This window comes from Lysobacter sp. TAB13 (assembly GCF_052113885.1).
GTDB classification, from domain to species: Bacteria; Pseudomonadota; Gammaproteobacteria; order Xanthomonadales; family Xanthomonadaceae; genus Lysobacter; species Lysobacter gummosus.
In genome coordinates, this window is the sequence record NZ_JBFRDR010000029.1 from 1 (window position 1) to 22,744 (window position 22,744).

General features: G+C 64.8%; 33 protein-coding genes and 1 pseudogene. 31 read left to right on the forward strand and 3 right to left on the reverse strand.

Features of this window, described 5'->3' with window-relative positions:
* The 30 genes and pseudogenes from AB4Y92_RS22915 to AB4Y92_RS23060 all read left to right on the forward strand — a co-directional run.
* A pseudogene (locus AB4Y92_RS22915) lies at positions 1–387 on the forward strand (hypothetical protein); the annotation flags it as partial.
* Positions 388–1,036: 649 nt separating this feature from the next.
* Positions 1,037–1,348 (forward strand): 30S ribosomal protein S10, encoded by a 312-nt coding sequence (rpsJ, locus tag AB4Y92_RS22920; protein WP_022968186.1) that lies wholly within the window; start codon positions 1,037–1,039, stop codon positions 1,346–1,348.
* A gap of 10 nt (positions 1,349–1,358) precedes the next feature.
* Positions 1,359–2,015: a 50S ribosomal protein L3 gene (rplC, locus tag AB4Y92_RS22925; protein ID WP_057943878.1), complete on the forward strand. Its 657-nt coding sequence runs from the start codon at positions 1,359–1,361 to the stop codon at positions 2,013–2,015.
* A gap of 2 nt (positions 2,016–2,017) precedes the next feature.
* Positions 2,018–2,623, forward strand: coding sequence for a 50S ribosomal protein L4 (gene rplD, locus AB4Y92_RS22930; RefSeq protein ID WP_057943877.1), 606 nt, complete (start codon positions 2,018–2,020; stop codon positions 2,621–2,623).
* The gene (gene rplW, locus AB4Y92_RS22935; RefSeq protein WP_057943876.1) at positions 2,620–2,916 is read left to right on the forward strand and encodes a 50S ribosomal protein L23; all 297 of its coding nucleotides are present in this window, start codon (positions 2,620–2,622) and stop codon (positions 2,914–2,916) included. Before rplD ends, rplW begins: the two co-directional genes overlap by 4 nt.
* Positions 2,917–2,926: 10 nt before the next feature.
* Positions 2,927–3,754 (forward strand): 50S ribosomal protein L2, encoded by an 828-nt coding sequence (gene rplB, locus AB4Y92_RS22940; RefSeq protein WP_057943875.1) that lies wholly within the window; start codon positions 2,927–2,929, stop codon positions 3,752–3,754.
* A 6-nt stretch (positions 3,755–3,760) separates the two neighbouring features.
* The gene (rpsS, locus tag AB4Y92_RS22945) at positions 3,761–4,030 is read left to right on the forward strand and encodes a 30S ribosomal protein S19 (RefSeq protein ID WP_057943874.1); all 270 of its coding nucleotides are present in this window, start codon (positions 3,761–3,763) and stop codon (positions 4,028–4,030) included.
* A gap of 10 nt (positions 4,031–4,040) precedes the next feature.
* Positions 4,041–4,376, forward strand: coding sequence for a 50S ribosomal protein L22 (gene rplV, locus AB4Y92_RS22950; protein ID WP_057943873.1), 336 nt, complete (start codon positions 4,041–4,043; stop codon positions 4,374–4,376).
* 14 nt (positions 4,377–4,390) lie between these two features.
* Positions 4,391–5,134 carry a 30S ribosomal protein S3 gene (rpsC, locus tag AB4Y92_RS22955; protein ID WP_057943872.1) on the forward strand — a complete coding sequence of 248 codons (744 nt, stop codon included), beginning with the start codon at positions 4,391–4,393 and terminating at the stop codon, positions 5,132–5,134.
* Between the two features lie 6 nt (positions 5,135–5,140).
* Positions 5,141–5,554, forward strand: a complete 414-nt coding sequence (rplP, locus tag AB4Y92_RS22960) for a 50S ribosomal protein L16 (RefSeq protein WP_036111797.1) — start codon at positions 5,141–5,143, stop codon at positions 5,552–5,554.
* Positions 5,554–5,739 carry a 50S ribosomal protein L29 gene (rpmC, locus tag AB4Y92_RS22965; protein WP_057943871.1) on the forward strand — a complete coding sequence of 62 codons (186 nt, stop codon included), beginning with the start codon at positions 5,554–5,556 and terminating at the stop codon, positions 5,737–5,739. The genes rplP and rpmC overlap by 1 nt, the downstream gene beginning before the upstream one ends.
* 9 nt (positions 5,740–5,748) lie before the next feature.
* Positions 5,749–6,018, forward strand: a complete 270-nt coding sequence (gene rpsQ / locus AB4Y92_RS22970) for a 30S ribosomal protein S17 (RefSeq protein WP_057943870.1) — start codon at positions 5,749–5,751, stop codon at positions 6,016–6,018.
* A gap of 14 nt (positions 6,019–6,032) precedes the next feature.
* Entirely contained in the window at positions 6,033–6,401 is a 369-nt protein-coding gene (gene rplN, locus AB4Y92_RS22975; RefSeq protein WP_031373826.1) for a 50S ribosomal protein L14, read from the forward strand.
* Positions 6,402–6,417: 16 nt separating this feature from the next.
* Complete coding sequence (gene rplX / locus AB4Y92_RS22980) at positions 6,418–6,732, forward strand: 50S ribosomal protein L24 (protein WP_215057522.1); 315 nt, start codon at positions 6,418–6,420, stop codon at positions 6,730–6,732.
* 11 nt (positions 6,733–6,743) lie between these two features.
* The gene (gene rplE / locus AB4Y92_RS22985; protein ID WP_057943868.1) at positions 6,744–7,286 is read left to right on the forward strand and encodes a 50S ribosomal protein L5; all 543 of its coding nucleotides are present in this window, start codon (positions 6,744–6,746) and stop codon (positions 7,284–7,286) included.
* A gap of 15 nt (positions 7,287–7,301) precedes the next feature.
* Positions 7,302–7,607: a 30S ribosomal protein S14 gene (gene rpsN / locus AB4Y92_RS22990; protein WP_057943867.1), complete on the forward strand. Its 306-nt coding sequence runs from the start codon at positions 7,302–7,304 to the stop codon at positions 7,605–7,607.
* A gap of 145 nt (positions 7,608–7,752) precedes the next feature.
* A complete protein-coding gene (gene rpsH / locus AB4Y92_RS22995) occupies positions 7,753–8,151 on the forward strand; it encodes a 30S ribosomal protein S8 (protein ID WP_057943866.1) in 399 nt (132 codons plus the stop codon).
* 14 nt (positions 8,152–8,165) lie between these two features.
* Positions 8,166–8,693 carry a 50S ribosomal protein L6 gene (gene rplF / locus AB4Y92_RS23000; RefSeq protein ID WP_441821753.1) on the forward strand — a complete coding sequence of 176 codons (528 nt, stop codon included), beginning with the start codon at positions 8,166–8,168 and terminating at the stop codon, positions 8,691–8,693.
* Positions 8,694–8,759: 66 nt separating this feature from the next.
* Positions 8,760–9,113: a 50S ribosomal protein L18 gene (gene rplR / locus AB4Y92_RS23005; RefSeq protein WP_057918898.1), complete on the forward strand. Its 354-nt coding sequence runs from the start codon at positions 8,760–8,762 to the stop codon at positions 9,111–9,113.
* A gap of 201 nt (positions 9,114–9,314) precedes the next feature.
* Positions 9,315–9,854 carry a 30S ribosomal protein S5 gene (rpsE, locus tag AB4Y92_RS23010; RefSeq protein ID WP_046657640.1) on the forward strand — a complete coding sequence of 180 codons (540 nt, stop codon included), beginning with the start codon at positions 9,315–9,317 and terminating at the stop codon, positions 9,852–9,854.
* Positions 9,847–10,053, forward strand: a complete 207-nt coding sequence (gene rpmD, locus AB4Y92_RS23015; protein ID WP_036111762.1) for a 50S ribosomal protein L30 — start codon at positions 9,847–9,849, stop codon at positions 10,051–10,053. The genes rpsE and rpmD overlap by 8 nt, the downstream gene beginning before the upstream one ends.
* A gap of 10 nt (positions 10,054–10,063) precedes the next feature.
* A complete protein-coding gene (gene rplO / locus AB4Y92_RS23020) occupies positions 10,064–10,501 on the forward strand; it encodes a 50S ribosomal protein L15 (protein ID WP_036111758.1) in 438 nt (145 codons plus the stop codon).
* Between the two features lie 7 nt (positions 10,502–10,508).
* The gene (gene secY, locus AB4Y92_RS23025) at positions 10,509–11,882 is read left to right on the forward strand and encodes a preprotein translocase subunit SecY (RefSeq protein ID WP_441821754.1); all 1,374 of its coding nucleotides are present in this window, start codon (positions 10,509–10,511) and stop codon (positions 11,880–11,882) included.
* 233 nt (positions 11,883–12,115) lie between these two features.
* Entirely contained in the window at positions 12,116–12,472 is a 357-nt protein-coding gene (gene rpsM / locus AB4Y92_RS23030) for a 30S ribosomal protein S13 (RefSeq protein WP_036111754.1), read from the forward strand.
* Positions 12,473–12,485: 13 nt separating this feature from the next.
* Positions 12,486–12,878, forward strand: a complete 393-nt coding sequence (gene rpsK / locus AB4Y92_RS23035) for a 30S ribosomal protein S11 (protein ID WP_036111750.1) — start codon at positions 12,486–12,488, stop codon at positions 12,876–12,878.
* A 14-nt stretch (positions 12,879–12,892) separates the two neighbouring features.
* Positions 12,893–13,522, forward strand: coding sequence for a 30S ribosomal protein S4 (gene rpsD, locus AB4Y92_RS23040; protein WP_036111747.1), 630 nt, complete (start codon positions 12,893–12,895; stop codon positions 13,520–13,522).
* A 159-nt stretch (positions 13,523–13,681) separates the two neighbouring features.
* On the forward strand, positions 13,682–14,680 hold the full coding sequence (locus AB4Y92_RS23045) for a DNA-directed RNA polymerase subunit alpha (RefSeq protein ID WP_057943863.1): 999 nt from the start codon (positions 13,682–13,684) through the stop codon (positions 14,678–14,680).
* A 223-nt stretch (positions 14,681–14,903) separates the two neighbouring features.
* Entirely contained in the window at positions 14,904–15,278 is a 375-nt protein-coding gene (gene rplQ, locus AB4Y92_RS23050; protein WP_057943862.1) for a 50S ribosomal protein L17, read from the forward strand.
* 315 nt (positions 15,279–15,593) lie between these two features.
* Positions 15,594–16,094 (forward strand): disulfide bond formation protein B, encoded by a 501-nt coding sequence (locus AB4Y92_RS23055; RefSeq protein WP_057943861.1) that lies wholly within the window; start codon positions 15,594–15,596, stop codon positions 16,092–16,094.
* 87 nt (positions 16,095–16,181) lie between these two features.
* Positions 16,182–17,576 (forward strand): class II 3-deoxy-7-phosphoheptulonate synthase, encoded by a 1,395-nt coding sequence (locus tag AB4Y92_RS23060; protein WP_441821755.1) that lies wholly within the window; start codon positions 16,182–16,184, stop codon positions 17,574–17,576.
* A gap of 110 nt (positions 17,577–17,686) precedes the next feature.
* Here the strand turns inward: AB4Y92_RS23060 and AB4Y92_RS23065 are convergent, their stop codons facing one another.
* A complete protein-coding gene (locus AB4Y92_RS23065) occupies positions 17,687–18,376 on the reverse strand; it encodes an ArsR/SmtB family transcription factor (RefSeq protein WP_441821756.1) in 690 nt (229 codons plus the stop codon).
* Positions 18,377–18,450: 74 nt separating this feature from the next.
* Here AB4Y92_RS23065 and AB4Y92_RS23070 point away from each other — a divergent pair, with 74 nt between their 5' ends.
* Positions 18,451–19,467 (forward strand): alpha/beta hydrolase, encoded by a 1,017-nt coding sequence (locus AB4Y92_RS23070; protein WP_441821757.1) that lies wholly within the window; start codon positions 18,451–18,453, stop codon positions 19,465–19,467.
* Between the two features lie 25 nt (positions 19,468–19,492).
* On the opposite strand, the gene AB4Y92_RS23075 is transcribed toward AB4Y92_RS23070, so the two are convergent.
* Positions 19,493–21,142, reverse strand: a complete 1,650-nt coding sequence (locus tag AB4Y92_RS23075; protein WP_441821758.1) for an amidase — start codon at positions 21,140–21,142, stop codon at positions 19,493–19,495.
* 422 nt (positions 21,143–21,564) lie between these two features.
* On the reverse strand, positions 21,565–22,722 hold the full coding sequence (gene pqqE, locus AB4Y92_RS23080; protein WP_441821759.1) for a pyrroloquinoline quinone biosynthesis protein PqqE: 1,158 nt from the start codon (positions 22,720–22,722) through the stop codon (positions 21,565–21,567).
* Between the last annotated feature and the right edge of the window lie 22 nt (positions 22,723–22,744).

Here is a 22,744-nt window from a genome sequence, read left to right on the forward strand (position 1 = left end):
GACCAGGGCCAGGCGGGCGACAACGCCGGTCTGCTGCTGCGCGGCACCAAGCGTGACGACGTGGAGCGCGGCCAGGTGCTGTGCAAGCCGGGTTCGATCAAGCCGCACACCGACTTCGAAGCCGAAGTGTATGTGCTGTCGAAGGACGAGGGCGGCCGTCACACCCCGTTCTTCAAGGGCTACCGTCCGCAGTTCTACTTCCGCACCACCGACATCACCGGCGCTTGCGAGCTGCCGGAAGGCGTCGAGATGGTGATGCCGGGCGATAACGTGAAGATGGTGGTGTCGCTGATCAACCCGGTGGCGATGGACGAAGGCCTGCGTTTCGCGATTCGCGAAGGCGGCCGTACCGTCGGCGCGGGCGTGGTGGCGAAGATCATCAAGTGACGAACTGACCCGTGCGCGCCCAGGCGCGCACGGCTTTGTCAGTTCGTCATCCCCGCGAAAGCGGGGATCCAGAGACGAGGAAGAGCCCCCGAAGTCCGGTGCCCCTCCTCATCGAAGGCCAAGATGCTCAAAGCGGCAATCCCCCGGATCGCCGCCAGCAACAAAGAAACCCGCGACGGGCCCAGCCCGTCGCCGGTTTTCTCAACCGCAGTCCCCCGACCGCGATTGAGAAAACCGGTAGTCCAAGCCCGGCCCGGAGAGGGCAGGGGCCGTATTCATCGTCCGGAAGGCGGGTGCTTGCACTCTCCGATCGGATGCATGTAGAATGCGCGACCACCGTGCCACCCCTGTTTATTCCGGGGCGGCGCAACCAGCGAAATGAGGAGCAGGATGCGCCTCGTATTCGCCAGACAGGGACATGTCGCACGGCAGCGCTCCATACGTTCTGGGCCCTCGGGCATCCAAAGAACGCTAAATGGAGCCATTCGTGCGTTTTATTCCGTCTGGGCGGGCCGGGAAACCGGGCCGCCTTAGCTTTTCCAGGCAAGGAAGCTCCGGGGCGAGGGTGTTGCTCTGGAGTGTTTGCGTTTTCGTGGGGTCGGCGCACCCAGAAGCCGTCCCGTCGCTCTTTTAACCAAGGAATTCCGTCATGGCGGACCAAAAGATCCGGATCCGGCTCAAAGCGTACGATCATCGTCTGATCGACCGCTCGGCCAGCGAGATCGTCGAGACGGCCAAGCGGACCGGCGCGCAAGTGCGCGGCCCGATCCCGCTGCCGACCAAGATCGAGCGCTACACCGTTCTCGTCTCCCCGCACGTCGATAAAGACGCGCGCGACCAGTACGAGACCCGCACGCACAAGCGCGTGCTCGACATCGTAGACCCCAACGACAAGACCGTGGACGCGCTGATGAAGCTCGAACTCGCGGCTGGCGTTGATGTCCAGATCAAGCTGACCTGAGGCACCCACTATGACCGCGAAGAAATATTCGTTGGGCATCGTCGGTCGCAAGGCCGGCATGAGCCGCTTCTTCACTGAAGACGGCAAGTCGGTTCCGGTGACCCTCATCGAGGCGACCCCGAACCGTATTACCCAGATCAAGACCACGGAAACCGACGGCTACAGCGCCGTGCAGGTGACCGTCGGCGTGCGCCGCGCGGCGCTCGTCAACAAGCCCGAAGCCGGTCACCTCGCCAAGGCGAAGGTCGAAGCAGGCCGCGGCTTGTGGGAACTGCGCGTGGAAGACGACAAGATCAACGCTTTCGAAGTGGGCGGCGAAATCAAGGCCGACATCTTCGAAGTGGGCCAGATCGTCGACGTCCAGGGCATCACCAAGGGCAAGGGCTTCCAGGGCACGATCAAGCGCTGGAACTTCAGCATGGGCGATGCGACGCACGGTAACTCGCTGTCGCACCGCTCGCCGGGTTCGATCGGCCAGCGCCAGACGCCGGGTCGCGTTTTCCCGGGCAAGAAGATGTCCGGTCACATGGGCGCCGTCCAGCAGAGCACGCAGGGCCTGGAAGTGGTCAAGGTCGACGCTGAGCGCGGCCTGATCGCGATCAAGGGCGCCGTGCCGGGCGCTCCGGGCGGTGACGTGATCGTCCGCCCGTCGAGCAAGGGAGCATAACGATGGAACTTGCCATCAACGGTAGCGACAAGAAGCTGTCGGTTTCCGACGCCATCTTCGATCGCGAATTCAGCGAAGACCTGGTTCACCAGGTTGTTGTGGCCTACCGCAACGCGGGCCGCGCCGGCACCAAGGCGCAGAAGACGCGTTCGGAAGTCAACGGCACCACCAAGAAGTCGAAGAAGCAGAAGGGCGGCGGTGCGCGTCATGGCGCGCTGACGGCTCCGATCTTCGTCGGCGGCGGCGTGACCTTCGCGGCCAAGCCGCGCAGCTTCGCCCAGAAGGTGAACCGCAAGATGTACCGCGCGGCGATCGCTGCGATCCTGTCGGAATTGAACCGCCAGGGCCGCATCACCGTCGTCGAAAAGCTGGATATCGACTCGCCGAAGACCTCGGGCATGATCGCCATGCTCAAGTCGCTGGAAATGGGCCGTCGTCCGCTGCTCGTCACCGAGGAAGCGTCCGAGAATCTGTACCTCTCGGCCCGCAACCTGCCTTATGTGGAAGTCCGCGACGTGCAGGGACTCGATCCGGTGGCCCTCGTCGGCGCCGATTCGATCGTGTTCACCGCCGATGCGGTCAAGAAGATCGAGGAGTGGCTGGCATGAACGACGCCAAGCTCTACAGCATCATCCGCGCACCGCGCGTGTCCGAAAAGACCGCGCGACTGCAGGAAGTCTCCAACCAATACGTCTTCGAAGTGGCGACGGACGCTACCAAGGCCGACATCAAAGTCGCCGTGGAAAAGCTGTTCGACGTGAAGGTCGAGGCTGTCAATGTGGTCAACGTGAAGGGCAAGCAGAAAGCCTTCAAGAACCGCATGGGCCGTCGCGCCGACTGGCGCAAGGCGTACGTGAAGCTGGCCGATGGCCAGTCGATCGACGTGATGGCCAAGGCCTGAGGAAAGATCCATGGCATTGATGACTTTCAAGCCCACTTCCGCCGGTCGCCGCAATGCGGTCCGCGTCGTGACGCCGGGCCTGCATAAGGGCGCGCCGCACGCGGCGTTGGTCGAAAAGCAGAGCAAGAGCGGCGGCCGTAACCACCACGGTCGCATCACCACCCGTCACATCGGCGGTGGCCACAAGCAACATTACCGCATCATCGACTTCAAGCGCGACAAGGAAGGCATTCCGGCGCGCGTGGAGCGGATCGAATACGATCCCAACCGCACCGCGCACATCGCGCTGCTGTGCTACGTCGATGGCGAGCGCCGTTATATCATCGCCCCCAAGGGCCTGAAGGACGGCGATCAGGTGATCGCGGGCCGTGACGCCCCGATCCGCGTCGGCAACACGCTGCCGCTCACCAACATCCCGGTCGGCTCCACGGTGCATTGCATCGAAATGAAGCCGGGCAAGGGTGCTCAGCTCGCCCGCGCCGCCGGCGCCGGCGTGCAGCTGGTCGCTCGCGAGCAGGGCTACGCCACGCTGCGTCTTCGCTCCGGCGAAATGCGCAAGGTGCCGGTCGAGTGCCGCGCCACCATCGGCGAAGTCGGCAACGACGAGCACAGCCTCGAGAAGCTCGGCAAGGCCGGCGCCAAGCGTTGGCGCGGTATCAAGCCGACCGTTCGCGGCGCGGCCATGAACCCCGTCGATCACCCGCACGGTGGTGGTGAGGCGAAGGCTGGCCAGGGCAACCCGCATCCGGTCACCCCGTGGGGTGTTCCGACCAAGGGTTACAAGACGCGCAAGAACAAGCGCACCACGCAATTCATCGTGCGCGATCGCAGGGGTTAATCGGACATGGCACGTTCACTCAAGAAGGGCCCGTTCGTCGATCATCATCTGATGAAGAAGGTCGAAACCGCGGGCAACAACAAGAAGCCGATCAAGACCTGGTCGCGTCGTTCGATGGTGCTGCCGGAAATGGTTGGCTTCACGATCGCCGTCCACAACGGCAAGAATCACATCCCGGTGCTGGTCAACGAAAACATGGTTGGCCACAAACTTGGCGAGTTCGCTTTGACCCGTACGTTCAAGGGTCACGGCGGCGACAAGAAGTCGGGCAAGTAAGGAGATGACTATGGAAGCGAAAGCCATCCTGCGCACCGCGCGCATCTCCCCGCAGAAGGCCCGCCTGGTCGCTGACCAGGTGCGCGGTCTGTCCGCTGAGCGCGCCGTCAACCTGCTGAAGTTCTCGGACAAGAAGGCAGCTGCACTGATCCGCAAGGTCGTGGAGTCCGCCATCGCCAACGCCGAGAACAACCAGGGCGCTGACATCGACGAGCTCAAGGTCAAGACCATCATGGTGGACGAGGGTCCCGCACTGAAGCGCTTTATGGCTCGTGCGAAAGGCCGCGGCACCCGCATCCTCAAGCGCACCAGCCACATCACTGTGGTTGTGGGCGCGGGCAAGTAAGGCGGAGTCAGACAATGGGTCATAAAGTTCATCCGACCGGAATCCGCCTGGGCATCGCCAAGGACTGGAATTCCAAGTGGTTCGCCAACAAGAAGCAGTACGCCGAGTACCTGGCGGCTGACCTGAAGGTTCGCGAAATGCTTCGCAAGAAGCTGGCTCAGGCCGGCATCTCGAAGATCTTCATCGAACGTCCGGCGAACAACGCCCGCGTGACGATCCACACCGCCCGTCCGGGCGTGGTGATCGGCAAGCGCGGCGAGGACATCGAGAAGCTGCGTAAGGAAGTCAGCGCGCTGATGGGCGTTCCGGCGCACATCAACGTGACCGAGGTCCGCAAGCCGGAACTCGACGCGCAGCTCGTCGCCGAGTCGATCGCTCAGCAGCTGGAACGCCGCATCATGTTCCGCCGCGCCATGAAGCGCGCGGTCGGCAACGCGATGCGCCTGGGTGCCCTGGGCATCAAGGTCAACGTCGCCGGCCGTCTCAACGGCGCCGAAATCGCGCGTTCGGAGTGGTACCGCGAAGGTCGCGTGCCGCTGCACACGCTGCGTGCCGACATCGACTATGGCTTCGCTGAAGCCAAGACGACCTACGGCATCATCGGCATCAAGACCTGGATCTATAAGGGCGAAGTATTCGACTTCTCCCAAGTGGGCCAGGAGAAGCAGGACGATTCGCCGCGCAGCGATCGTGGTGACCGCGGCGACCGCGGTGATCGTAACGACCGTCCGGGCCGTCCTGCCCGCGAACAGAGGTAATCCGTCATGTTGCAACCCAAGCGAACCAAGTACCGCAAGGTACACAAGGGCCGCAATGATGGCCTGAGCTGGAGCGGCAACGCCGTCAGCTTCGGCGAATACGGCCTCAAGGCAACCGCGCACGGTCAGCTGACCGCGCGCCAGATCGAGGCGGCCCGCCGTTCGATCAGCCGTTACGTCAAGCGTGGCGGCAAGATGTGGATCCGCGTGTTCCCGGACAAGCCGATCACCAAGAAGCCGATCGAAGTCCGAATGGGCTCCGGTAAGGGCAACGTCGAGTACTGGGTCGCTCAGATCCAGCCCGGTCGCATGATTTACGAGATCGAAGGTGTGGCTGAAGACGTGGCGCGCGAAGCGTTCCGTCTGGCCGCGGCCAAGCTCTCGGTGACCACCACTTTCGTTACCCGGACGGTGCGCTAATGGAACTCAAGCAACTTCGTCAGAAGTCGGCCGATGAGCTCAAGGCTCATCTGGTCGAGCTGCATAAGGAGAGCTTCGCTCTGCGCATGCAGAAGGCCACCGGCCAGCTGGCCAAGACCCACGAACCCCGCCGCGTGAAGCGCGAGATTGCTCGCGTGAACATGCTGCTGGGCGAGAAGAAGTAAGGACCCGCCATGACCGACAACAATACAGACAAGGCGCTGCGCACGGTTGAAGGCCGGGTCGTCAGCAACAAGATGGACAAGACCGTCACCGTGCTGGTTGAGCGTCAGGTCAAGCACGCGCTGTACGGCAAGTACATCCGTCGCTCGACCAAGCTCCACGCCCATGACGCCGATAACGCCTGCAAAGAAGGCGACATCGTGCGGGTGAAGGAAATTGCTCCGATGTCCAAGACCAAGAACTGGAGCGTGGTTGAAATCGTCAGCCGCGCGGCCGTCTAAGAGGAGGCTGAACCATGATCCAGATGCAAAGCTACCTCGGCGTTGCCGACAACTCCGGTGCTAAGGAAGTGATGTGCATCAAGGTGCTCGGCGGCTCCAAGCGCCGTTACGCGCACATTGGCGACATCATCAAGGTCACCGTGAAAGACGCGATCCCGCGCGGCAAGGTCAAGAAGGGCGACGTCTACGACGCCGTCGTGGTCCGCACCCGCAAGGGTGTGCGCCGTCCGGACGGCTCGCTGATCCGCTTCGATGGCAACGCTGCGGTGTTGCTCAACAATAAGCATGAGCCGATCGGCACCCGTATCTTCGGACCCGTGACTCGCGAGCTTCGCTCGGAGAAGTTCATGAAGATCGTCTCGCTCGCGCCTGAAGTGCTCTGAGCAGAGGAACTAGACCATGAACCGTATCAAGAAGGGCGATCAAGTGATCGTCACCGCCGGCAAGGACAAGGGCAAGAAGGGCGATGTGGTGCGCGTGCTCGGCGACAAGGTCGTCGTGTCGAACATCAACATCATCAAGCGCCACACCAAGCCGAATCCGCAGGCCAACCAGCCGGGCGGCGTGATCGAGCGCGAAGCGCCGATTCACATTTCCAACGTCATGCTGTTCAACCCTGCCACCGGCAAGGGCGAACGCATCGGTTTCAAGATGCTGGAGGATGGACGCAAACTGCGTGTGTTCCGCTCCAGTGGTGAGGCGGTTGACGCCTGAGGAATGCTGAAATGACCACCCGGCTCGAAGAGTTTTACAAGAAAGAAGTGGTTCCGTCGCTGACCGAAAAGTTCGGCTACAAGAACCCGATGGAAGTGCCGCGCCTCGTCAAGATCACGCTGAACATGGGCGTGGGCGAAGCGGCCACCAACAAGAAGATCCTGGAAAATGCCGTCGCCGACATGACCAAGATCGCCGGCCAGAAGCCGATCGTGACCAAGTCCCGCGTGTCGGTGGCTTCGTTCAAGATCCGCGACGGCTGGCCGATCGGCGCCAAGGTCACCCTGCGCCGCGCCAAGATGTACGAGTTCCTGGACCGCCTGGTCAACATCTCGTTGCCGCGCGTGCGCGACTTCCGTGGTGTCTCCGGCCGTTCGTTCGACGGCCGTGGCAACTACAACATGGGCGTCAAGGAACAGATCATCTTCCCGGAAATCGATTTCGACCAAGTTGACGCCCTGCGCGGCATGGACATCGCGATCACCACGACCGCGAAGACCGACGCCGAGGCGAAAGCCCTGCTCGAAGCCTTCCGCTTCCCGTTCCGCAACTGAGTCTAGGATTGAACTATGGCTAAGACTTCCATGATCAACCGCGACATCAAGCGGACCAAGCTGGTGAAGAAGTACGCCGGCAAGCGCGATGCGTTGAAGAAGATCATCTCCAGCGACAGCGCTTCGTACGAAGACAAGGCCGAGGCGGTCATCAAGTTGCAGAAGCTGCCGCGCGATTCGTCGCCGAGCCGCCAGCGCAACCGTTGCGCCCTGACCGGTCGTTCGCGCGGCGTCTACAAGAAGTTCGGCCTGGGCCGCAACAAGCTGCGCGAAGCCACCATGCGCGGCGACGTGCCGGGCCTGCGCAAGGCAAGCTGGTAAATCTCTGGTACCATTACCGGCTTTCCCGGTTCCACCGCCGCGGCCCTCGGGTCGCGGCGGCGTTGTTGAAGCAACGTAACTAGCTGTATCTATTACTGAAATTCGCAATCCCGCGGATATCGGTGCTACTCATAGGTGATATTCAATGAGCATGACTGATCCCATCGCCGACATGCTGGTCCGCATCAAGAATGCGGCCGCTGTGCGCAAGCAGACGGTGAAAATGCCGTCGTCCAAGGTCAAGGTGGCTATCGCCGCCGTGCTGAAGGACGAGGGTTACATCCTGGATTCGCGCGTGACCGAAGTCGGTCCGGGCAAATCCGAACTCGAAATCTCGCTGAAGTACTACGAAGGCAAGCCGGTGATCGAGCGCCTCCAGCGCTACTCCCGTTCGGGCCTGCGCCAGTACCGCGGCAAAGACGGGTTGCCCAAGGTCCTCGGCGGCCTGGGTATCGCCATCATCTCCACCTCCAAGGGCATCATGACTGACGCGCAGGCGCGCCAGCAGGGCGTCGGTGGTGAAGTCCTGTGCTTCGTGGCCTAAGGGAGTAATCAGACATGTCCCGAGTTGCCAAGAAGCCGATCGCTCTCCCGAAGGGCGTCGAAATCAACATCCAGGCCGATACGGTCGTCGCCAAGGGCCCGAAGGGCTCGCTGTCGATCGGTAAGCCGGCCGCCATCAATCTGAAGGTCGAGAACGGCGAAGCCCTGTTCACGACCGAAGACGCGGCGCTGATCCCGCTGACCGGTACCCTGCGCGCCATCCTCGCCAACATGGTGAAGGGCGTGTCGGAAGGTTTCGAGCGCAAGCTCGAGCTGGTCGGCGTCGGTTACCGCGCCTCGATGCAGGGCGCCGATCTGAGCCTGGCTCTGGGTTTCTCCCATCCGGTTCTGTTCAAGGCCCCGGAAGGCATCACCATCGCGACCCCCACCCAGACCGAAATCGTGGTCCAGGGCGCGGACAAGCAGCGCGTCGGTGAAGTCGCCGCCAAGATTCGCGGTTTCCGTCCGCCGGAGCCCTACAAGGGCAAGGGCGTGAAGTACGCCGGCGAAGTCATCATCCGTAAGGAAGCCAAGAAGGCCTAACGGGTAGGGCGCCGGTCCCAGGGCCGGCGTCAAAACACCAAGCTTTCAGCTTTCGGAGATCAGAACATGAACAAGAACATCGCTCGTCTGCGTCGCGCCAAGTCGACCCGCTCGCACATCCGCAATCTCGGCGTCGCCCGTCTGACCGTGCTCCGCACCGGTCAGCACCTGTACGCCCAGGTCTTCACCGCCGACGGTTCCAAGGTCCTGGCCACGGCTTCGACCGTGCAGGCCGACGTCAAGGAAGGCCTGAAGAACGGCAAGAACGCCGAAGCCGCCGTCAAGGTCGGCAAGCTGATCGCCGAGCGCGCCAAGGCCGCGGGCATCGAGAAGGTCGCTTTCGACCGCTCGGGCTACCGCTACCACGGCCGCATCAAGGCGCTGGCCGATGCCGCGCGTGAAGGCGGTCTGCAGTTCTAATACGGCGTGCCGTATTCAGACTGGCAGCAGGCTTGAAAGCGTGGAGATTCGTCTCCACGCCTTTCGCACCGAACAGCTTCACCCGCCGACACGGGTTTGTGTCGGGCGCTTTGGCGGATTCCTGCCACTGCGCGGCACCCGAACCACTTCACAATCATAAGCGGCCACGCCGCAAATCCCTTTAATCAAAGAGACATCGAAATGGCAGACGATAGAGCCCCGCGGGGCCGCGACCGTGATCGCAACCGCGAAGAGATCGACGACGGCATGATCGAAAAGCTGATCGCGGTCAACCGCGTCAGCAAGACCGTCAAGGGCGGTCGCCAGTTCACCTTCACCGCGTTGACGGTGGTCGGTGACGGCAACGGCAAGGTCGGCTTCGGTTACGGCAAGGCGCGCGAAGTGCCGGTCGCGATCCAGAAGTCGATGGAATACGCCCGCAAGGCGATGAACAACGTGGACCTCAACGGCGGCACCTTGTGGCATGCCGTGAAGTCCGGCCATGGCGCTGCGCATGTGTACATGCAGCCTGCCTCGGAAGGTACCGGCGTGATCGCCGGCGGCGCGATGCGCGCCGTGCTCGAAGCGGTCGGCGTCAAGAACGTGCTGGCCAAGGCCACCGGTTCGCGCAACCCGATCAACCTGGTTCGCGCCACGCTGAAGGGTCTCACCGGCATGCACTCGCCGGCCAAGATCGCGGCCAAGCGCGGCAAGAAGGTGGAGGATCTCAACCATGGCTAAGGCTGCTAACAAGCCCGTCGAAGGCGGCACCGTCACGGTGCGCCTGGTCAAGGGTCTGCGTGGCTGTCAGTCGCGTCACCGTCTGTCGGTGAAGGCGCTCGGCCTGAACAAGCTCAACGACGTGCGGACGCTGAAAGACAGCCCGCAGGTTCGTGGCCTGATCAATACGGTCCACTACCTGGTTCAGGTCGAGGGCTAAGGAGAACATCATGCGTCTCAATACACTCAAGCCGGCTGACGGCGCCCGCGAAGACCGCAAGCGCGTCGGTCGCGGTATCGGTTCCGGCCTCGGCAAGACCGCCGGCCGCGGCCACAAGGGTTCTTTCGCCCGTTCGGGCAAGGGCAAGATCAAGGCCGGCTTCGAAGGCGGTCAGATGCCCATGCAGCGTCGTCTGCCGAAGATCGGCTTCCGCTCCAAGCTGAAGAACGATACGGCCGAAGTCCTGCTGTATCAGCTGGACAAGCTGGAAGCCGGCGAGATCGATTTCGCCGCGCTCAAGGCCGCGAAGCTCGTTCCGAGCAACGCCAAGCAGGCCAAGATCGTGAAGAAGGGCGAGCTGACCAAGAAGTTCGTGCTCAAGGGCGTGCTGGCCACGGCCGGCGCGAAGGCCGCGGTCGAAGCGGCCGGCGGCAAGGTCGAGGAGTAAGGGCTCAATGGCGCGCAGCGGCAACGCAATGGCTGGAATCGGCGGCGGACTCGGTAAGTTCACCGAGTTGCGTCAGCGTTTGCTGTTCGTCATCGGCGCGTTGGTCGTCTATCGCATCGGCAGCTACATCCCGGTGCCGGGTATTAACCCGGAGGCGATGGTCAAGTTCATGGAGACCAAGCAGGGCACCATCGTGGACATGTTCAACATGTTCTCCGGTGGCGCTCTGCACCGTTTCAGCCTGTTCGCGTTGAACGTGATGCCGTACATCTCGGCATCCATCATCGTGCAGCTGCTGGTGCAGATCGTGCCGAGCCTGAAAGCCATCCAGAAGGAAGGCGAATCGGGCCGTCGCAAGATCAACCAGTGGTCGCGCATGGGTGCGATTCCGCTCGCGGTGTTCCAGGCATGGGGCATCGCGGCGGGCCTGCAATCGAGCGTGGCGCCTGACGGTCTGCCGGTGGTGTACGCACCGGGCATGGGCTTCATCCTGACCGCCGTGATCGCACTGACCGCCGGCACCATGTTCCTGATGTGGCTGGGCGAGCAGATCACCGAGCGCGGTATCGGCAACGGCGTGTCGCTGATCATCTTCGCGGGTATCGTGGCGGGCCTGCCGGCCGCGGTGCTGCAGATGTTCGAGCAGATCCGCAACGGCGACATGAGCGCGATCGCGGCCATCGCCGTCATCGCCCTGGTGTTCGGCTTCACCTACCTGGTGGTCTTCGTCGAACGCGGCCAGCGCCGGATCACGGTCAACTACGCCCGTCGTCAGGGCGGTCGCAACGCCTACATGAATCAGGCGTCGTTCCTGCCCCTGAAGCTCAATATGTCGGGCGTGATCCCGGCGATCTTCGCTTCGAGCATCGTGATGTTCCCCGCCACCGCGGCGACCTGGTTCGCCCAGAGCAACAGCGGCAGCGGCGTGTCCGGCTTCCTCCAGCGCATGAGCCAGTGGCTCAGCCCGGGTGAACCGGTGCACATGATCCTGTATGCTGGTCTGATCATCGGCTTCGCGTTCTTCTACACGGCGCTGGTGTTCAATTCGCAGGAAACCGCCGACAACCTCAAGAAGTCGGGCGCGCTGATCCCGGGCATCCGCCCCGGCAAGGCCACCGCGGACTACGTTGATGGCGTGCTGACGCGGCTTACCGCGGCCGGCGCGATTTACCTGGTGATCGTCTGTCTCCTGCCGGAGATCATGCGTACCCAGCTCGGCACCTCGTTCTACTTCGGCGGCACCTCGCTGCTGATCGTGGTGGTCGTGATTATGGATTTCATCGCTCAAATCCAGGCTCATCTGATGTCGCATCAGTACGAGAGCCTGTTGAAGAAAGCGAATTTGAAGGGCGGCTCGCGCGGCGGTCTCGCGCGCGGGTGAGTCAGGACCGGTTCGCGCGCAAGAGTAGCGCGCGGGGCTGAGCAGGGCAGGTCATCGCATTGTTCAGCCAGTTCAGACTCGTCGCCGGAGCATGGGCACACTCCCCATGCCGTGGTTCCGTGGCACCTCTGGTGCCGCGGGGCTTCCTATTAACCCGAGACCTAGATATAATTTCCAGTTCACTCCGCCGGGATTAATCCGTCTCGGCCGCCAAATCAGTTGGAGATCGCCTTATGGCGCGTATTGCGGGCGTTAATTTGCCTGCCCAGAAGCATGTCTGGGTTGGCCTGCAAAGCATTTTCGGCATCGGCCGTACCCGTTCGAAGCAAATCTGCCAGACGGCAGGCGTGACTTCGACGACGAAGATCCGTGACCTGTCCGAACCCGAAGTCGAGCGCCTGCGCGCCGAAGTCGGCAAGTTCGTGGTCGAGGGCGATCTGCGTCGTGAGGTCGGCATCGCCATCAAGCGTCTGATGGACTTGGGCTGCTACCGCGGCCTGCGTCACCGCCGCGGCCTGCCGCTGCGTGGTCAGCGTACCCGGACCAATGCACGTACCCGTAAGGGTCCGCGCAAGGCCATCAAGAAGTAAGGGGACCTAGACCATGGCCAAGCCGGCAGCAGTCAAGACCAAGAAGAAGATCAAGCGCATCGTCACCGACGGTATCGCCCACGTCCACGCTTCTTTCAACAACACCATCATCACGATCACCGACCGCCAGGGCAACGCGCTCTCGTGGGCGACTTCGGGCGGCGCGGGTTTCCGCGGCTCGCGTAAGTCGACCCCGTTCGCCGCCCAGGTGGCAGCCGAAAAGGCTGGCCGTGCTGCGCTCGACTACGGCGTCAAGTCGTTGGAAGTGCGCATCAAGGGCCCGGGTCCGGGTCGCGAGTCCGCCGTTCGTTCCTTGAACAACGTCGGGTACAAGATCATCAACATCATCGACGTGACGCCCATCCCGCACAACGGGTGCCGTCCGCCGAAAAAGCGTCGCGTCTGAGGAGCTGAAGAAAAATGGCTCGTTATATTGGCCCCACCTGTAAGCTCGCTCGTCGCGAAGGCGCTGACCTCGGTCTGAAGTCTTCCGCGCGTGCGCTCGACTCGAAGTGCAAGCTCGAGCAAAAACCCGGCCAGCATGGCCCCACCGCCCGCAAGGGCAAGCTGTCCGACTACGCCACCCAGCTTCGCGAGAAGCAGAAGGTCAAGCGTATCTACGGTCTGCTGGAACGTCAGTTCCGCAACTACTACAAGAAGGCCTCGACCAAGAAGGGCAACACCGGCGAGAACCTGCTGCAGTTGCTGGAAACCCGTCTGGACAACGTCGTCTACCGCATGGGCTTCGCCGTGACTCGTCCGGCTGCCCGTCAGCTGGTCTCGCACCGCGGCGTCACGGTCAACGGCAAGTCGGTCAACCTGCCTTCCTATCAGGTCAAGGCCGGTGATGCGATCGCTCTGTCCGAGCGCGCCCAGAAGCAGCTTCGCGTGCAGGAATCCCTGACCGTGTCGTCGCAGATGGACCTGTCGCCGTCGTGGGTCGAAGTGGACAGCAAGAAGTTCAGCGGCGTGTTCAAGGCGGTTCCGGATCGTGCGGACCTGCCGGCCGACATCAACGAAGCGCTGATCGTCGAGTTGTACAGCAAGTAATAGTGCAGGGCATCCGCCGGCGTCCCTCGGGATTCCGGCGGAGAACCCGCAACCCAGGTCGGTGCGCCAGTCGCATCGGCCGCTCCCTCGATCCGAGGGGGCTCCAAGAGCTAAAGCCTCTCGCCGCCCCCCGGCCGAGGTCATTGGAGACACCGAAACATGACGGTTACCGCCAACCAGGTACTGCGCCCGCGCGGTCCGCAGATCGAACGCCTCGCCGGCAATCGCGCGAAAGTCGTGATTGAACCGTTGGAGCGCGGTTACGGCCACACGCTGGGCAACGCGCTGCGTCGCGTGCTGCTGTCGTCGATCCCGGGTTTCGCCATCACCGAGGTCGAAATCGACGGCGTACTGCATGAGTACACCACGGTCGAAGGTCTGGAAGAAGACGTGCTGGAAGTTCTGTTGAACCTCAAGGACGTCGCCATCCGCATGCACACCGGCGACGCTTCGACGCTGTCGCTGGCCAAGCAGGGTCCCGGCATCGTCACCGCCGGCGACATCAAGACCGACCACAACGTTGAAATCCTCAACAACGACCACGTGATCTGCCACCTGACCAAGGATACGGCGATCAACATGCGTCTGAAGATCGAACGCGGTTTCGGCTACCAGCCGGCGGCTTCGCGCCGTCGTCCGGACGAAGAAACCCGCGCGATCGGCCGCCTGATGCTGGATGCCAGCTTCTCGCCGGTCCGTCGCGTCGCTTACGCCGTGGAAGCCGCGCGCGTCGAGCAGCGTACCGACCTGGACAAGCTGGTTCTGGATATCGAAACCAACGGCACGATCGACGCCGAGGAAGCCGTGCGCACCGCCGCCGACATCCTCACCGATCAGCTGTCGGTGTTCGGCGACTTCACCCACCGCGACCGCGGTGCGGCCAAGCCGGCGACCAGCGGTATCGATCCGATCCTGCTGCGTCCGATCGACGACCTCGAACTCACCGTTCGTTCGGCCAACTGCCTCAAGGCCGAGAGCATCTACTACGTCGGCGATCTGATCCAGAAGACCGAAGTCGAGCTGCTCAAGACCCCGAACCTCGGCAAGAAGTCGCTCACCGAGATCAAGGAAGTGCTGGCTCAGCGCGGCCTGTCCCTCGGCATGAAGCTGGAAAACTGGCCGCCGGCGGGTATTGCCTCGCATGGCATGATGGGCTGAGCCAAGCGCTCGGTTCATACGCGGCCGCGCCTTCGGGCGCGGTCTGCGTCTAGACGATTCGTAAGCAACACCGCTTCACGCAACACCTATCCCGACGGACATTCAAGTCCGCGGTACGCCGGTCAAGGAACGATCGGCTCGGACCACCCGCAGTCCAATGCACCAACGCCTGGATGGCGACAGCGAAGTCCAATCGTTTCAACATTCATCAGGAATCACAGTCATGCGCCATCAGAAAGCCGGCCGTAAGTTCAGCCGCACCAGTGCTCACCGCGACGCCATGTTCACCAATATGGCCGCTTCGCTGATCAAGCACGGTCTCATTCGCACCACCCTGCCGAAGGCCAAGGAGCTGCGCCGCGTCGCCGAGCCGCTCATCACGCTGGCGAAGAAGGACGGCGTCGCCAATCGCCGCCTGGCCTTCTCGCGCCTGCGCGACAAGGAAGCCGTCGGCACCTTGTTCGTCGAACTCGGCCCGCGTTACGCCTCGCGTCCGGGCGGCTACCTGCGCATCCTCAAGTGCGGTTTCCGCGCTGGCGACAATGCGCCGATGGCCTATGTCGAGCTGGTCGATCGTCCGCAAGCCGCGGCCGAGTAATCAAGCCGCGCCGGGCGACCGGCGCTGCGACGTACAAGATCCATAAACGACAAGGTCCGCGGCCGCTCATCCGGCCAGGGACCCGTCAGCGAAACCCCGGCCCCGGCCGGGGTTTTTGCTTTTAGGCGACGGTTACGCCGGCAACGGTTGCAGCGGAAAATGATCGCGGGAGGCAGGTCCAGGTAACGGTTGGTTTGCGCGCGCAACTTTCGCCGCCGGGTGCAGTCGATGTTGACTGCGACGAAACGCCACGTTGCGCCGCGACATGCCTATCCGACATTGGCACGACCCGACCCAGACCCGTATGGTGTGAATATGAGCCCCTTCAAAGCCTCCTTCCGTATCCAGTACCTGCTCGGCTTTCTGGCCTGCGCGGCGCTGCTGGCGTATGCGTTCTACCTGCAGCTTTATCAGCACCTCGAGCCATGCCCGCTGTGCATCTTCCAGCGCGTGGCGTTCGCCGCCCTGGGCGTGGTGTTTCTGATCGGCGGTCTGCACGGGCCGAAGAAGCCCGGCGGCCGTCGCAGCTACGGCGTCCTGGCGCTGTTAGCGTCGTTGGCGGGGATCGCGGTGGCCGGCAATCACGTGCGCCTGCAGCACCTGCCGCCGGATCAGGTCCCGGCCTGCGGCCCGGGGCTGAACTACATGGTCGAGGCCATGCCGCTGGCCAGCGTGATCCGCAAGGTCATGACGGGCTCGGGCGAATGCGCCGCGGTCGATTGGACCTTCCTGGGCCTGGCCATGCCGGCCTGGAGCCTGATCTGCTTCATCGTGCTGGCGCTGTGGGCGGCCTATGCCGCGTTCCGCGCACGTTGAACCGGGTAAGCCCTTCGTTTCAGCCGTCCCAACCCTCCCATCCACCCCAACCATCCACACACCGCGACACCAACTGGAATCAAGGAAATGAGCGCTTCCGATCGCAACAGCAACCTTCGTGCCGTCAATCTGCCCGCCGACTGGAGCCCGACCTCCTGGCGTGAGCGCACCGCACTGCAGTTGCCCAGCTATCCGGACGCGACCGAGTTGGAGTCGGCGTTGCAGGAACTGCGTCAGCTGCCGCCGCTGGTGACCTCGTGGGAGATCCTCTCGCTCAAGCAGCAGCTGGCCGAGGCGCAGGAAGGCAAGCGATTTTTACTGCAGGGCGGCGATTGCGCCGAGAGCTTCGACCAGTGTTCCTCCGACGTCATCTCCAACCGCCTGAAGGTGTTGTTGCAGATGAGCCTGGTGCTGGTCCACGGCATGCGCAAGCCGGTGGTGCGCGTGGGCCGCTTCGCCGGGCAGTACGCCAAGCCGCGTTCGGCCGACAGCGAGACCATCGACGGTGTGACTCTGCCGAGCTACCGCGGCGACATGGTCAACGCGCCGGCCTTCAACGAGGCCGCGCGCAAGCCCGATCCGCGCCGCATGATCAAGGGCCACGCGCGTTCGGCGATGACGATGAATTTCGTCCGCGCCCTGATCGACGGCGGCTTCGCCGACTTGCATCACCCCGAGTACTGGAATCTGAGCTGGGTCGGCCACTCGCCGCTGGCCGACGAATACCGGCGCATGGTCAATGCGATCGGCGACGCGGTGCGTTTCATGGAAACGCTGTCGGGTTCGGAAGTGCACAACCTCAACCGGGTGGATTTCTACACCTCGCACGAAGCGCTGCTGCTGCCGTACGAAGAATCGCTGACCCGGCAGGTGCCGCGTCATTGGGGTTTCTTCAACCTCAGCACCCACTACCCGTGGATCGGCATGCGCACCGCCGCGGTCGACGGCGCGCACGCGGAGTATTTCCGCGGCATCCGCAATCCGATCGCGCTCAAGGTCGGTCCGTCGGTGACGCCGGATCAGCTGCTGCGCACGATCGATCTGCTCAACCCCGAGGATGAGCCGGGCCGTCTGACCTTCATCCATCGCATGGGCGCGACCGCGATCGCCGAGAAACTGCCGCCGCTGCTCGATGCGATGCGCCGCGACGGCCGCCGCGTGCTGTGGGTGTGCGATCCGATGCACGGCAACACCGAAAGCACCAGCAACGGTTACAAGACCCGTCGCTTCCGCAACATCCGCTCGGAGATCGAAGACTCCTTCGAACTGCATGCGGCGGCGGGCACGCGCCTGGGCGGCGTGCACCTGGAGCTGACCGGCGAAGACGTGACCGAATGTCTGGGCGGCGCGCGCGAGCTTACCGAGAGCGATCTGGAACGCGCCTACCAGTCCACAGTCGATCCGCGCCTGAACTACGAGCAGGCGCTGGAAGTGGCGATGCTGATCGTGCGCAAGCAGGTGCAGATCGCCGCGCCGGCCTGATCGGTCGGTTCGACCCGTTGCGATGCGAAGCCCGCCGATCGGCGGGCTTCGTGTTTGTGGAGCGATCCTAGCGGGCGGCCGCTTCCACGCGCGCCGCAGATTCGCCGCGCTCAGTCCGGGCGCGACCATTCGCGCAATTTGCGCGCGCCGGCGTCGGTGACATCCAGGCCGCGCGAGTTGCGCCGCCGACGCAGCAGGCCCTGGGCAAGGCAGGCGTCGAGCAGGTTGGCGCCGAGCTGTCCGCCGATGTGTGGGCGACGTTCGCTCCAGTCCAGGCACGGGCGCAGGGCCGGCCGGCGCCGGCTTGGGTCCGGCAGCGCGACGCCCAGGCGCGCGATGCGTTCGCCGCCGTTCGCCGTCAGCGTCCAGCCTTGCGGCTGTGCCGCGATCCAGCCGTTGCGTTGCCACGCATCGGCCAAGGCGACGGCGAGTTCGCCGGCCAGATGGTCGTAACAGGTGCGCGCGTGGCGCAGCGCCGCGTCCCTGGGGCCGAGCAAGGATCGCGGCCGCGACCGCGAAGCGAGGCCGTCGGTCAGGCCGAGCAAGGCTTCGACCGCCTCGGCGACTTCGCCGGAGGCGAGCCGGTGATAGCGGTGCCGCCCCTGTTTTTCCGTGGCGATCAGCGCCGCCGCGGCGAGCCGGGCGAGATGGGTGCTGGCGGTCTGCGGGGCGACACCGGCGGCGGCCGCCAGCTCGCCCGCGCTGCGGCTGCGGCCGTCGAGCAAGGCGACCAGCATCAGCGCGCGCGCGGGGTCGCCGATCGCGGCGGCGATATCGGCCAGGGCGTGTTCGGTTCGCACGATTCGATGTTGGTCGAAGCGTTGTGGCGGCGCAAGTGCGCACAATCGTGGCACTTCCCCTGGCGGCGACGGCGATGAAACGACGCGACTTGATGAGCTTGCCGATCTACGCGATGGCGATGTCGGCGCTGCCCAGCCCGGCCGCGGCGATGGCGGCGAGCGCCGCCGCGAGCGCGCCCGGCCAACGATATGCGGCGGACTGCGTACTGGGCGGGCAGAACTTGCGCCTGTCGCTGGTGCGTCAGGCGGGCGCCGGCCCGGTGGTGCTGTACGTGCATGGCGCGACGTTTCCCTGCGACTTGTCGGTCGGCTGGCGGATGCAGGGCGTGTCGTGGCTGGATCATCTGCAATCCCGGGGCTTCGACGCCTGGGGCTTGGACTTCGCCGGTTATGGGCGATCCGAGCGGCCGGCGGTGTTCGCCGCCGATCCGCATTCGGCGCCGCCGTGGGGCGACTACCGCATGGGCGCGGCGCAGATCGCGGCCGCGATCGCGGCGATACGGCGCGAACGTCCGCGTGCGCCGATCCATCTGTTCGCCCATTCCTGGGGCACGTTGCCGGCGAGGCAGGCGGCGATCGAACACCCCGACGCGGTCAGCAAGTTGGTCTTGTTCGGCCCGGTGGCGACCCGCGAAGGGCCGCGCGAGAACGCGCCCGCGCCGGCCTGGGCGCTGATCGGCGCGGCCGAACAACGGCCGCGGCAACGTTCCGGGTTGCCCGCGGATGCGCCCACGCCGGTGAGCGCGGAAGAGATCGAACGATGGTGTGCGGCGTACCTGGCCACCGACCCCGACTCGGCTGCGCGCAGCCCGCCGGCGGTGCGGATTCCGAATGCGCCGATCGCCGACATCGATCGGTTATGGGCCGGTGAATCGCTGGTCGACCACGCCCGGCTGCGGCAACCGACCTTGATCGTGCGCGGCGAGTGGGACCACGTCACCACCGATGCCGACGCCGCACGCCTGTACGCCGAGCTGAGCGCCGCCGCCGAGCGCCGCGACGTCAAGATTTCCGGCGGCAATCACTGGCTGCATCTGCAACCGCGGCGGACCGCGCTGTGGTCCACGGTGAGCGCGTTTCTGCGCGATTGAGCGGCGCCGTGCGCGCGCGGCGCGCTTACGGACTCAGCGTCTGCCGATAGCGCGGCGGTGTGCGCGCCTGGGTCAGTTGCTCGAAGGCGTAACCCAGCGACAGCAGCTGCGCGTCGCTCCAGCGCTTGCCCATGAACACCAGCCCGACCGGCAGGCCCGAGGCTTCGCCCATCGGCACGGTCAGGCTGGGATAACCGGCGACCGCGGCCGCGCCCCAACTGGCGCCGCCGAAGGCATCGCCGTTGACCGGATCGACCATGAACGCCGGCGAGGTCGCCGGCGCGATCAGCGCGTCGAGCTTGTAGCGCTTGAGCGCCGCGTCGATGCCCTGCGGCCCGGCGAGCTGGCGCGCCTGCGCGGCGGCCTTGCGATACGCCGGGTCCTTGAGGCTGCCCTTGCTCGCGGCCTCTTCGAACGTCTCCTGGCCGAAGTACGGCATCTCGCGCGCGGCGTGAGTGCGGTTGAACGCGATCAATTCGTCCAGGGTCTTGATCGGCGCGTTGCCGCTTTGCAGATAGCGCTCCAGGCCGTCCTTGAACTCATAGAGCATCACCTGGTATTCGGCCGCTTCCCATTTGCCGTCGCCGGGGATGCGCACCTCAAGGATGGTCGCGCCGGCATCGCGCATGGCCTTGAGCGAGCGCTGCAGCGCCGCCTCCGCCTCGGGCGGCAACTTCTTCGTCGCGGTCTCGCGCAGCAGGCCCAGGCGCGCGCCGTGCAGCGAGTCGGGATCGAGCGCGCCGACGTAATCGGCCACGCGTTTGCCGGCCGCCGCCTGCACCGCGCTGTCGCCGCCGGCCTGAGCCGCGGCGAGCACGCTGAGCAACTGCGCCGCGTCGCTGACGCTGCGAGCCATCGGCCCGGCGGTGTCCTGGCTGCTGGAGATCGGAATGATGCCGGCGCGGCTCACCAGCCCGACCGTGGGCTTGAAGCCGACCAGGCCGTTCATCGCCGACGGACACAGCACACTGCCGTCGGTTTCGGTGCCCACGCCGACCGCGGCCAGGCTCGCGGCGATCGCAGCGCCCGTGCCGCTGCTGGAACCGCAGGCGCTGCGGTCGAGCACGTAGGGATTGCGGGTCAGCCCGCCGCGCGCGCTCCAGCCGGAGATCGAGCGGCTGGAGCGGAAGTTGGCCCACTCGCTGAGGTTGGTCTTGCCCAGGATCACCGCGCCGGCCTCGCGCAACGCCGCGACCAGCGGCGCGTCGTGCTGCGGCCGGTGTTCGGCCAGCGCCAGCGAACCGGCCGAATTGACCATCGGCGTGGCGTCGATGTTGTCCTTGATCAACACCGGGATGCCATGCAGCGGACCGCGCAGTTGGCCGCTCTTGCGCTCCTCGTCGCGCAGCCGCGCTTCGGCGATGGCGTTGGGGTTGATCTCGATCACCGCGTTGAGGCGCGGGCCGTTGTCGTCGAGCGCGGCGATGCGGTCCAGGTAGGCCTGTGTGAGGCGCGCGCTGCTGAATTCGCCGCCGGCCATGCGCGCGGACAGGGTTGCGGTGTCGGCCTCGGCGATGCGCAGCGGATCGTTCGGCAGGAAGCCCTTGGACGCCTGCTCGCCGGTCGCGTCCGGACCGGCCGGATGTTGGCGCTGGGGACTGGTGCCCGCGCAGCCGGCCAAGGCTATCGCGAGCGCCAGCGCACTGAGTCGGGCCGAGAGAGACGTAGCGGGCATGGCCGGTTCCTGATCGTTGCGCGCGAGAAGACAATCGCTTGAGTATGCCCGCAGTCGGCGCCGGCCGATGCCTGTCCGGATGGCCTAGAACCCTGGACGGAATATTGCGGTGCATCGGCGGTCGCGGCCGATGCGGCGGGCGCCGTCGTCATGATGGCCATCGCGTTTGCAACTGCGGCGCGTCGGTGCGGCGACTGTGATGCATTCCTGTGGCTGCGATGTGTTTCGCAGTCATAGGTACGGCATATTTTTTCTGGCATGTTTCGCGTGGCGACGGAGCCGGCAATGGATGCGCAAATTCCGACGCTTCGACGCCGCCGATGGTTGCCGGATCAGGAATCTCGATGACGCGTTGCATTCGCGCTGGAGCGGCGACTGCTTCGAACGCTTGCGCGCGCTGATGTCTTAAGGCCGCGCGGCGCTCAGTCCGCGCCCGCTCCACGCAGGCGGCGGTAGACGAACTCCGGCGCCGGCGCCGCCGATTCGCTCTCGGCCAGGGCGCGGACCCGGGCGTGATCGGGCGATTTCTCGCACACCGGGTCCAGGGTGTCGGCGCGGCCGCTCAACGCCAGCGCCTGGCAGCGGCAGCCGCCCCAGTCGCGTTCGCGATGTTCGCAACCGCGGCAAGGTTCGGGCATCCAGCCGGTGCCGCGATAACGGCGGAAGGCTTCCGAGTCGCGCCAGATTTCGCCCAGGCTGCGTTCGCGCACCGATTCGAAATGCAGATCGGCGATGGTCTCGGCGGCGTGGCAGGGCAGCACCTTGCCTTCGGGGGTGATGTTGACGAAGCGCTGCGCCCAGCCGCCCATGCAGGCCTTGGGCCGGCGCGCGTAGTAATCGGGCGTGACGTAGTCGATGGTGAGCCGGCCGCGCAAGCGCAGGCGCGCGTCTTCGACCACGGCGGTGACCGCGTCGAGTTGCGCGCGCGTGGGCATCAACGCGGCGCGATTCTTCAGGCCCCAGCCGTAGTACTGCGTATGCGCGACTTCCAGCCGCCCGGCGCCCAGTTCCAGCGCGAGTTCGATCATGTCCGCGACGCGTTCGGCGTTGTGCCGATGCACGACGGCGTTGAGCGTGAGCGGCAGTTCCAGTTCGCCGCACCAGCGCGCCAGCGCGAGTTTGCGTTGGTGACTGCCGGCGTAACCGGCGATGCGGTCGGCGCCTTCGCTGTTGCTGTCCTGGATGCTCAGTTGCAGATGATCCAGGCCGGCCTGCTGCAGTTCCTGCAAGCGCTCGCGGCTGACGCCGACGCCGGAGGTGATGAGGTTGCAGTACAGGCCGTGCGCGCGCGCATGCCGCAGCAGTTCGGGCAGATCCTTGCGCAAGGTCGGCTCGCCGCCGGAGAAATGCGCCTGCAGGATACCGAGCTCGGCCGCTTGTTCGAGCACGCGCAGCCATTGTTCGGTGCTCAGCTCCTCGCGCATGCCGAGCAACTGCAGCGGGTTGGAGCAGTACGGGCACGACAGCGGGCAACGGTGGGTGAGTTCCAGCAACACCGCCAGCGGCGGCGCCGGCTCGGGATCGGCGCGCAGCGGCCGCGATGATGCGGCGGTGGCGACCGTGGCGGCGTCGACGCTCATGACGGGCGATACCGGGTGCGCA

Excerpts from the sequence above, each read along its gene's own strand:
- AB4Y92_RS23045 (WP_057943863.1), top strand. The coding sequence starts at position 13,682 with ATGACGGTTACCGCCAACCAGGTACTGCGCCCGCGCGGTCCGCAGATC.
- rplE (WP_057943868.1), top strand. The coding sequence starts at position 6,744 with ATGACCACCCGGCTCGAAGAGTTTTACAAGAAAGAAGTGGTTCCGTCG.
- rpsQ (WP_057943870.1), top strand. The coding sequence starts at position 5,749 with ATGACCGACAACAATACAGACAAGGCGCTGCGCACGGTTGAAGGCCGG.
- rplP (WP_036111797.1), top strand. The coding sequence starts at position 5,141 with ATGTTGCAACCCAAGCGAACCAAGTACCGCAAGGTACACAAGGGCCGC.
- rpsK (WP_036111750.1), top strand. The coding sequence starts at position 12,486 with ATGGCCAAGCCGGCAGCAGTCAAGACCAAGAAGAAGATCAAGCGCATC.
- AB4Y92_RS23055 (WP_057943861.1), top strand. The coding sequence starts at position 15,594 with ATGAGCCCCTTCAAAGCCTCCTTCCGTATCCAGTACCTGCTCGGCTTT.
- rplQ (WP_057943862.1), top strand. The coding sequence starts at position 14,904 with ATGCGCCATCAGAAAGCCGGCCGTAAGTTCAGCCGCACCAGTGCTCAC.
- rpmD (WP_036111762.1), top strand. The coding sequence starts at position 9,847 with ATGGCTAAGGCTGCTAACAAGCCCGTCGAAGGCGGCACCGTCACGGTG.
- rplN (WP_031373826.1), top strand. The coding sequence starts at position 6,033 with ATGATCCAGATGCAAAGCTACCTCGGCGTTGCCGACAACTCCGGTGCT.
- pqqE (WP_441821759.1), bottom strand. The coding sequence starts at position 22,722 with ATGAGCGTCGACGCCGCCACGGTCGCCACCGCCGCATCATCGCGGCCG.
- rplR (WP_057918898.1), top strand. The coding sequence starts at position 8,760 with ATGAACAAGAACATCGCTCGTCTGCGTCGCGCCAAGTCGACCCGCTCG.
- rpsD (WP_036111747.1), top strand. The coding sequence starts at position 12,893 with ATGGCTCGTTATATTGGCCCCACCTGTAAGCTCGCTCGTCGCGAAGGC.
- rplD (WP_057943877.1), top strand. The coding sequence starts at position 2,018 with ATGGAACTTGCCATCAACGGTAGCGACAAGAAGCTGTCGGTTTCCGAC.
- rplC (WP_057943878.1), top strand. The coding sequence starts at position 1,359 with ATGACCGCGAAGAAATATTCGTTGGGCATCGTCGGTCGCAAGGCCGGC.
- rpsE (WP_046657640.1), top strand. The coding sequence starts at position 9,315 with ATGGCAGACGATAGAGCCCCGCGGGGCCGCGACCGTGATCGCAACCGC.
- rplW (WP_057943876.1), top strand. The coding sequence starts at position 2,620 with ATGAACGACGCCAAGCTCTACAGCATCATCCGCGCACCGCGCGTGTCC.
- rpmC (WP_057943871.1), top strand. The coding sequence starts at position 5,554 with ATGGAACTCAAGCAACTTCGTCAGAAGTCGGCCGATGAGCTCAAGGCT.
- rpsM (WP_036111754.1), top strand. The coding sequence starts at position 12,116 with ATGGCGCGTATTGCGGGCGTTAATTTGCCTGCCCAGAAGCATGTCTGG.
- rplO (WP_036111758.1), top strand. The coding sequence starts at position 10,064 with ATGCGTCTCAATACACTCAAGCCGGCTGACGGCGCCCGCGAAGACCGC.
- rpsJ (WP_022968186.1), top strand. The coding sequence starts at position 1,037 with ATGGCGGACCAAAAGATCCGGATCCGGCTCAAAGCGTACGATCATCGT.
- rpsC (WP_057943872.1), top strand. The coding sequence starts at position 4,391 with ATGGGTCATAAAGTTCATCCGACCGGAATCCGCCTGGGCATCGCCAAG.
- secY (WP_441821754.1), top strand. The coding sequence starts at position 10,509 with ATGGCGCGCAGCGGCAACGCAATGGCTGGAATCGGCGGCGGACTCGGT.
- AB4Y92_RS23075 (WP_441821758.1), bottom strand. The coding sequence starts at position 21,142 with ATGCCCGCTACGTCTCTCTCGGCCCGACTCAGTGCGCTGGCGCTCGCG.
- rpsS (WP_057943874.1), top strand. The coding sequence starts at position 3,761 with ATGGCACGTTCACTCAAGAAGGGCCCGTTCGTCGATCATCATCTGATG.
- rplF (WP_441821753.1), top strand. The coding sequence starts at position 8,166 with ATGTCCCGAGTTGCCAAGAAGCCGATCGCTCTCCCGAAGGGCGTCGAA.
- rplV (WP_057943873.1), top strand. The coding sequence starts at position 4,041 with ATGGAAGCGAAAGCCATCCTGCGCACCGCGCGCATCTCCCCGCAGAAG.
- rpsN (WP_057943867.1), top strand. The coding sequence starts at position 7,302 with ATGGCTAAGACTTCCATGATCAACCGCGACATCAAGCGGACCAAGCTG.
- AB4Y92_RS23070 (WP_441821757.1), top strand. The coding sequence starts at position 18,451 with ATGAAACGACGCGACTTGATGAGCTTGCCGATCTACGCGATGGCGATG.
- rplB (WP_057943875.1), top strand. The coding sequence starts at position 2,927 with ATGGCATTGATGACTTTCAAGCCCACTTCCGCCGGTCGCCGCAATGCG.
- rplX (WP_215057522.1), top strand. The coding sequence starts at position 6,418 with ATGAACCGTATCAAGAAGGGCGATCAAGTGATCGTCACCGCCGGCAAG.
- rpsH (WP_057943866.1), top strand. The coding sequence starts at position 7,753 with ATGAGCATGACTGATCCCATCGCCGACATGCTGGTCCGCATCAAGAAT.
- AB4Y92_RS23060 (WP_441821755.1), top strand. The coding sequence starts at position 16,182 with ATGAGCGCTTCCGATCGCAACAGCAACCTTCGTGCCGTCAATCTGCCC.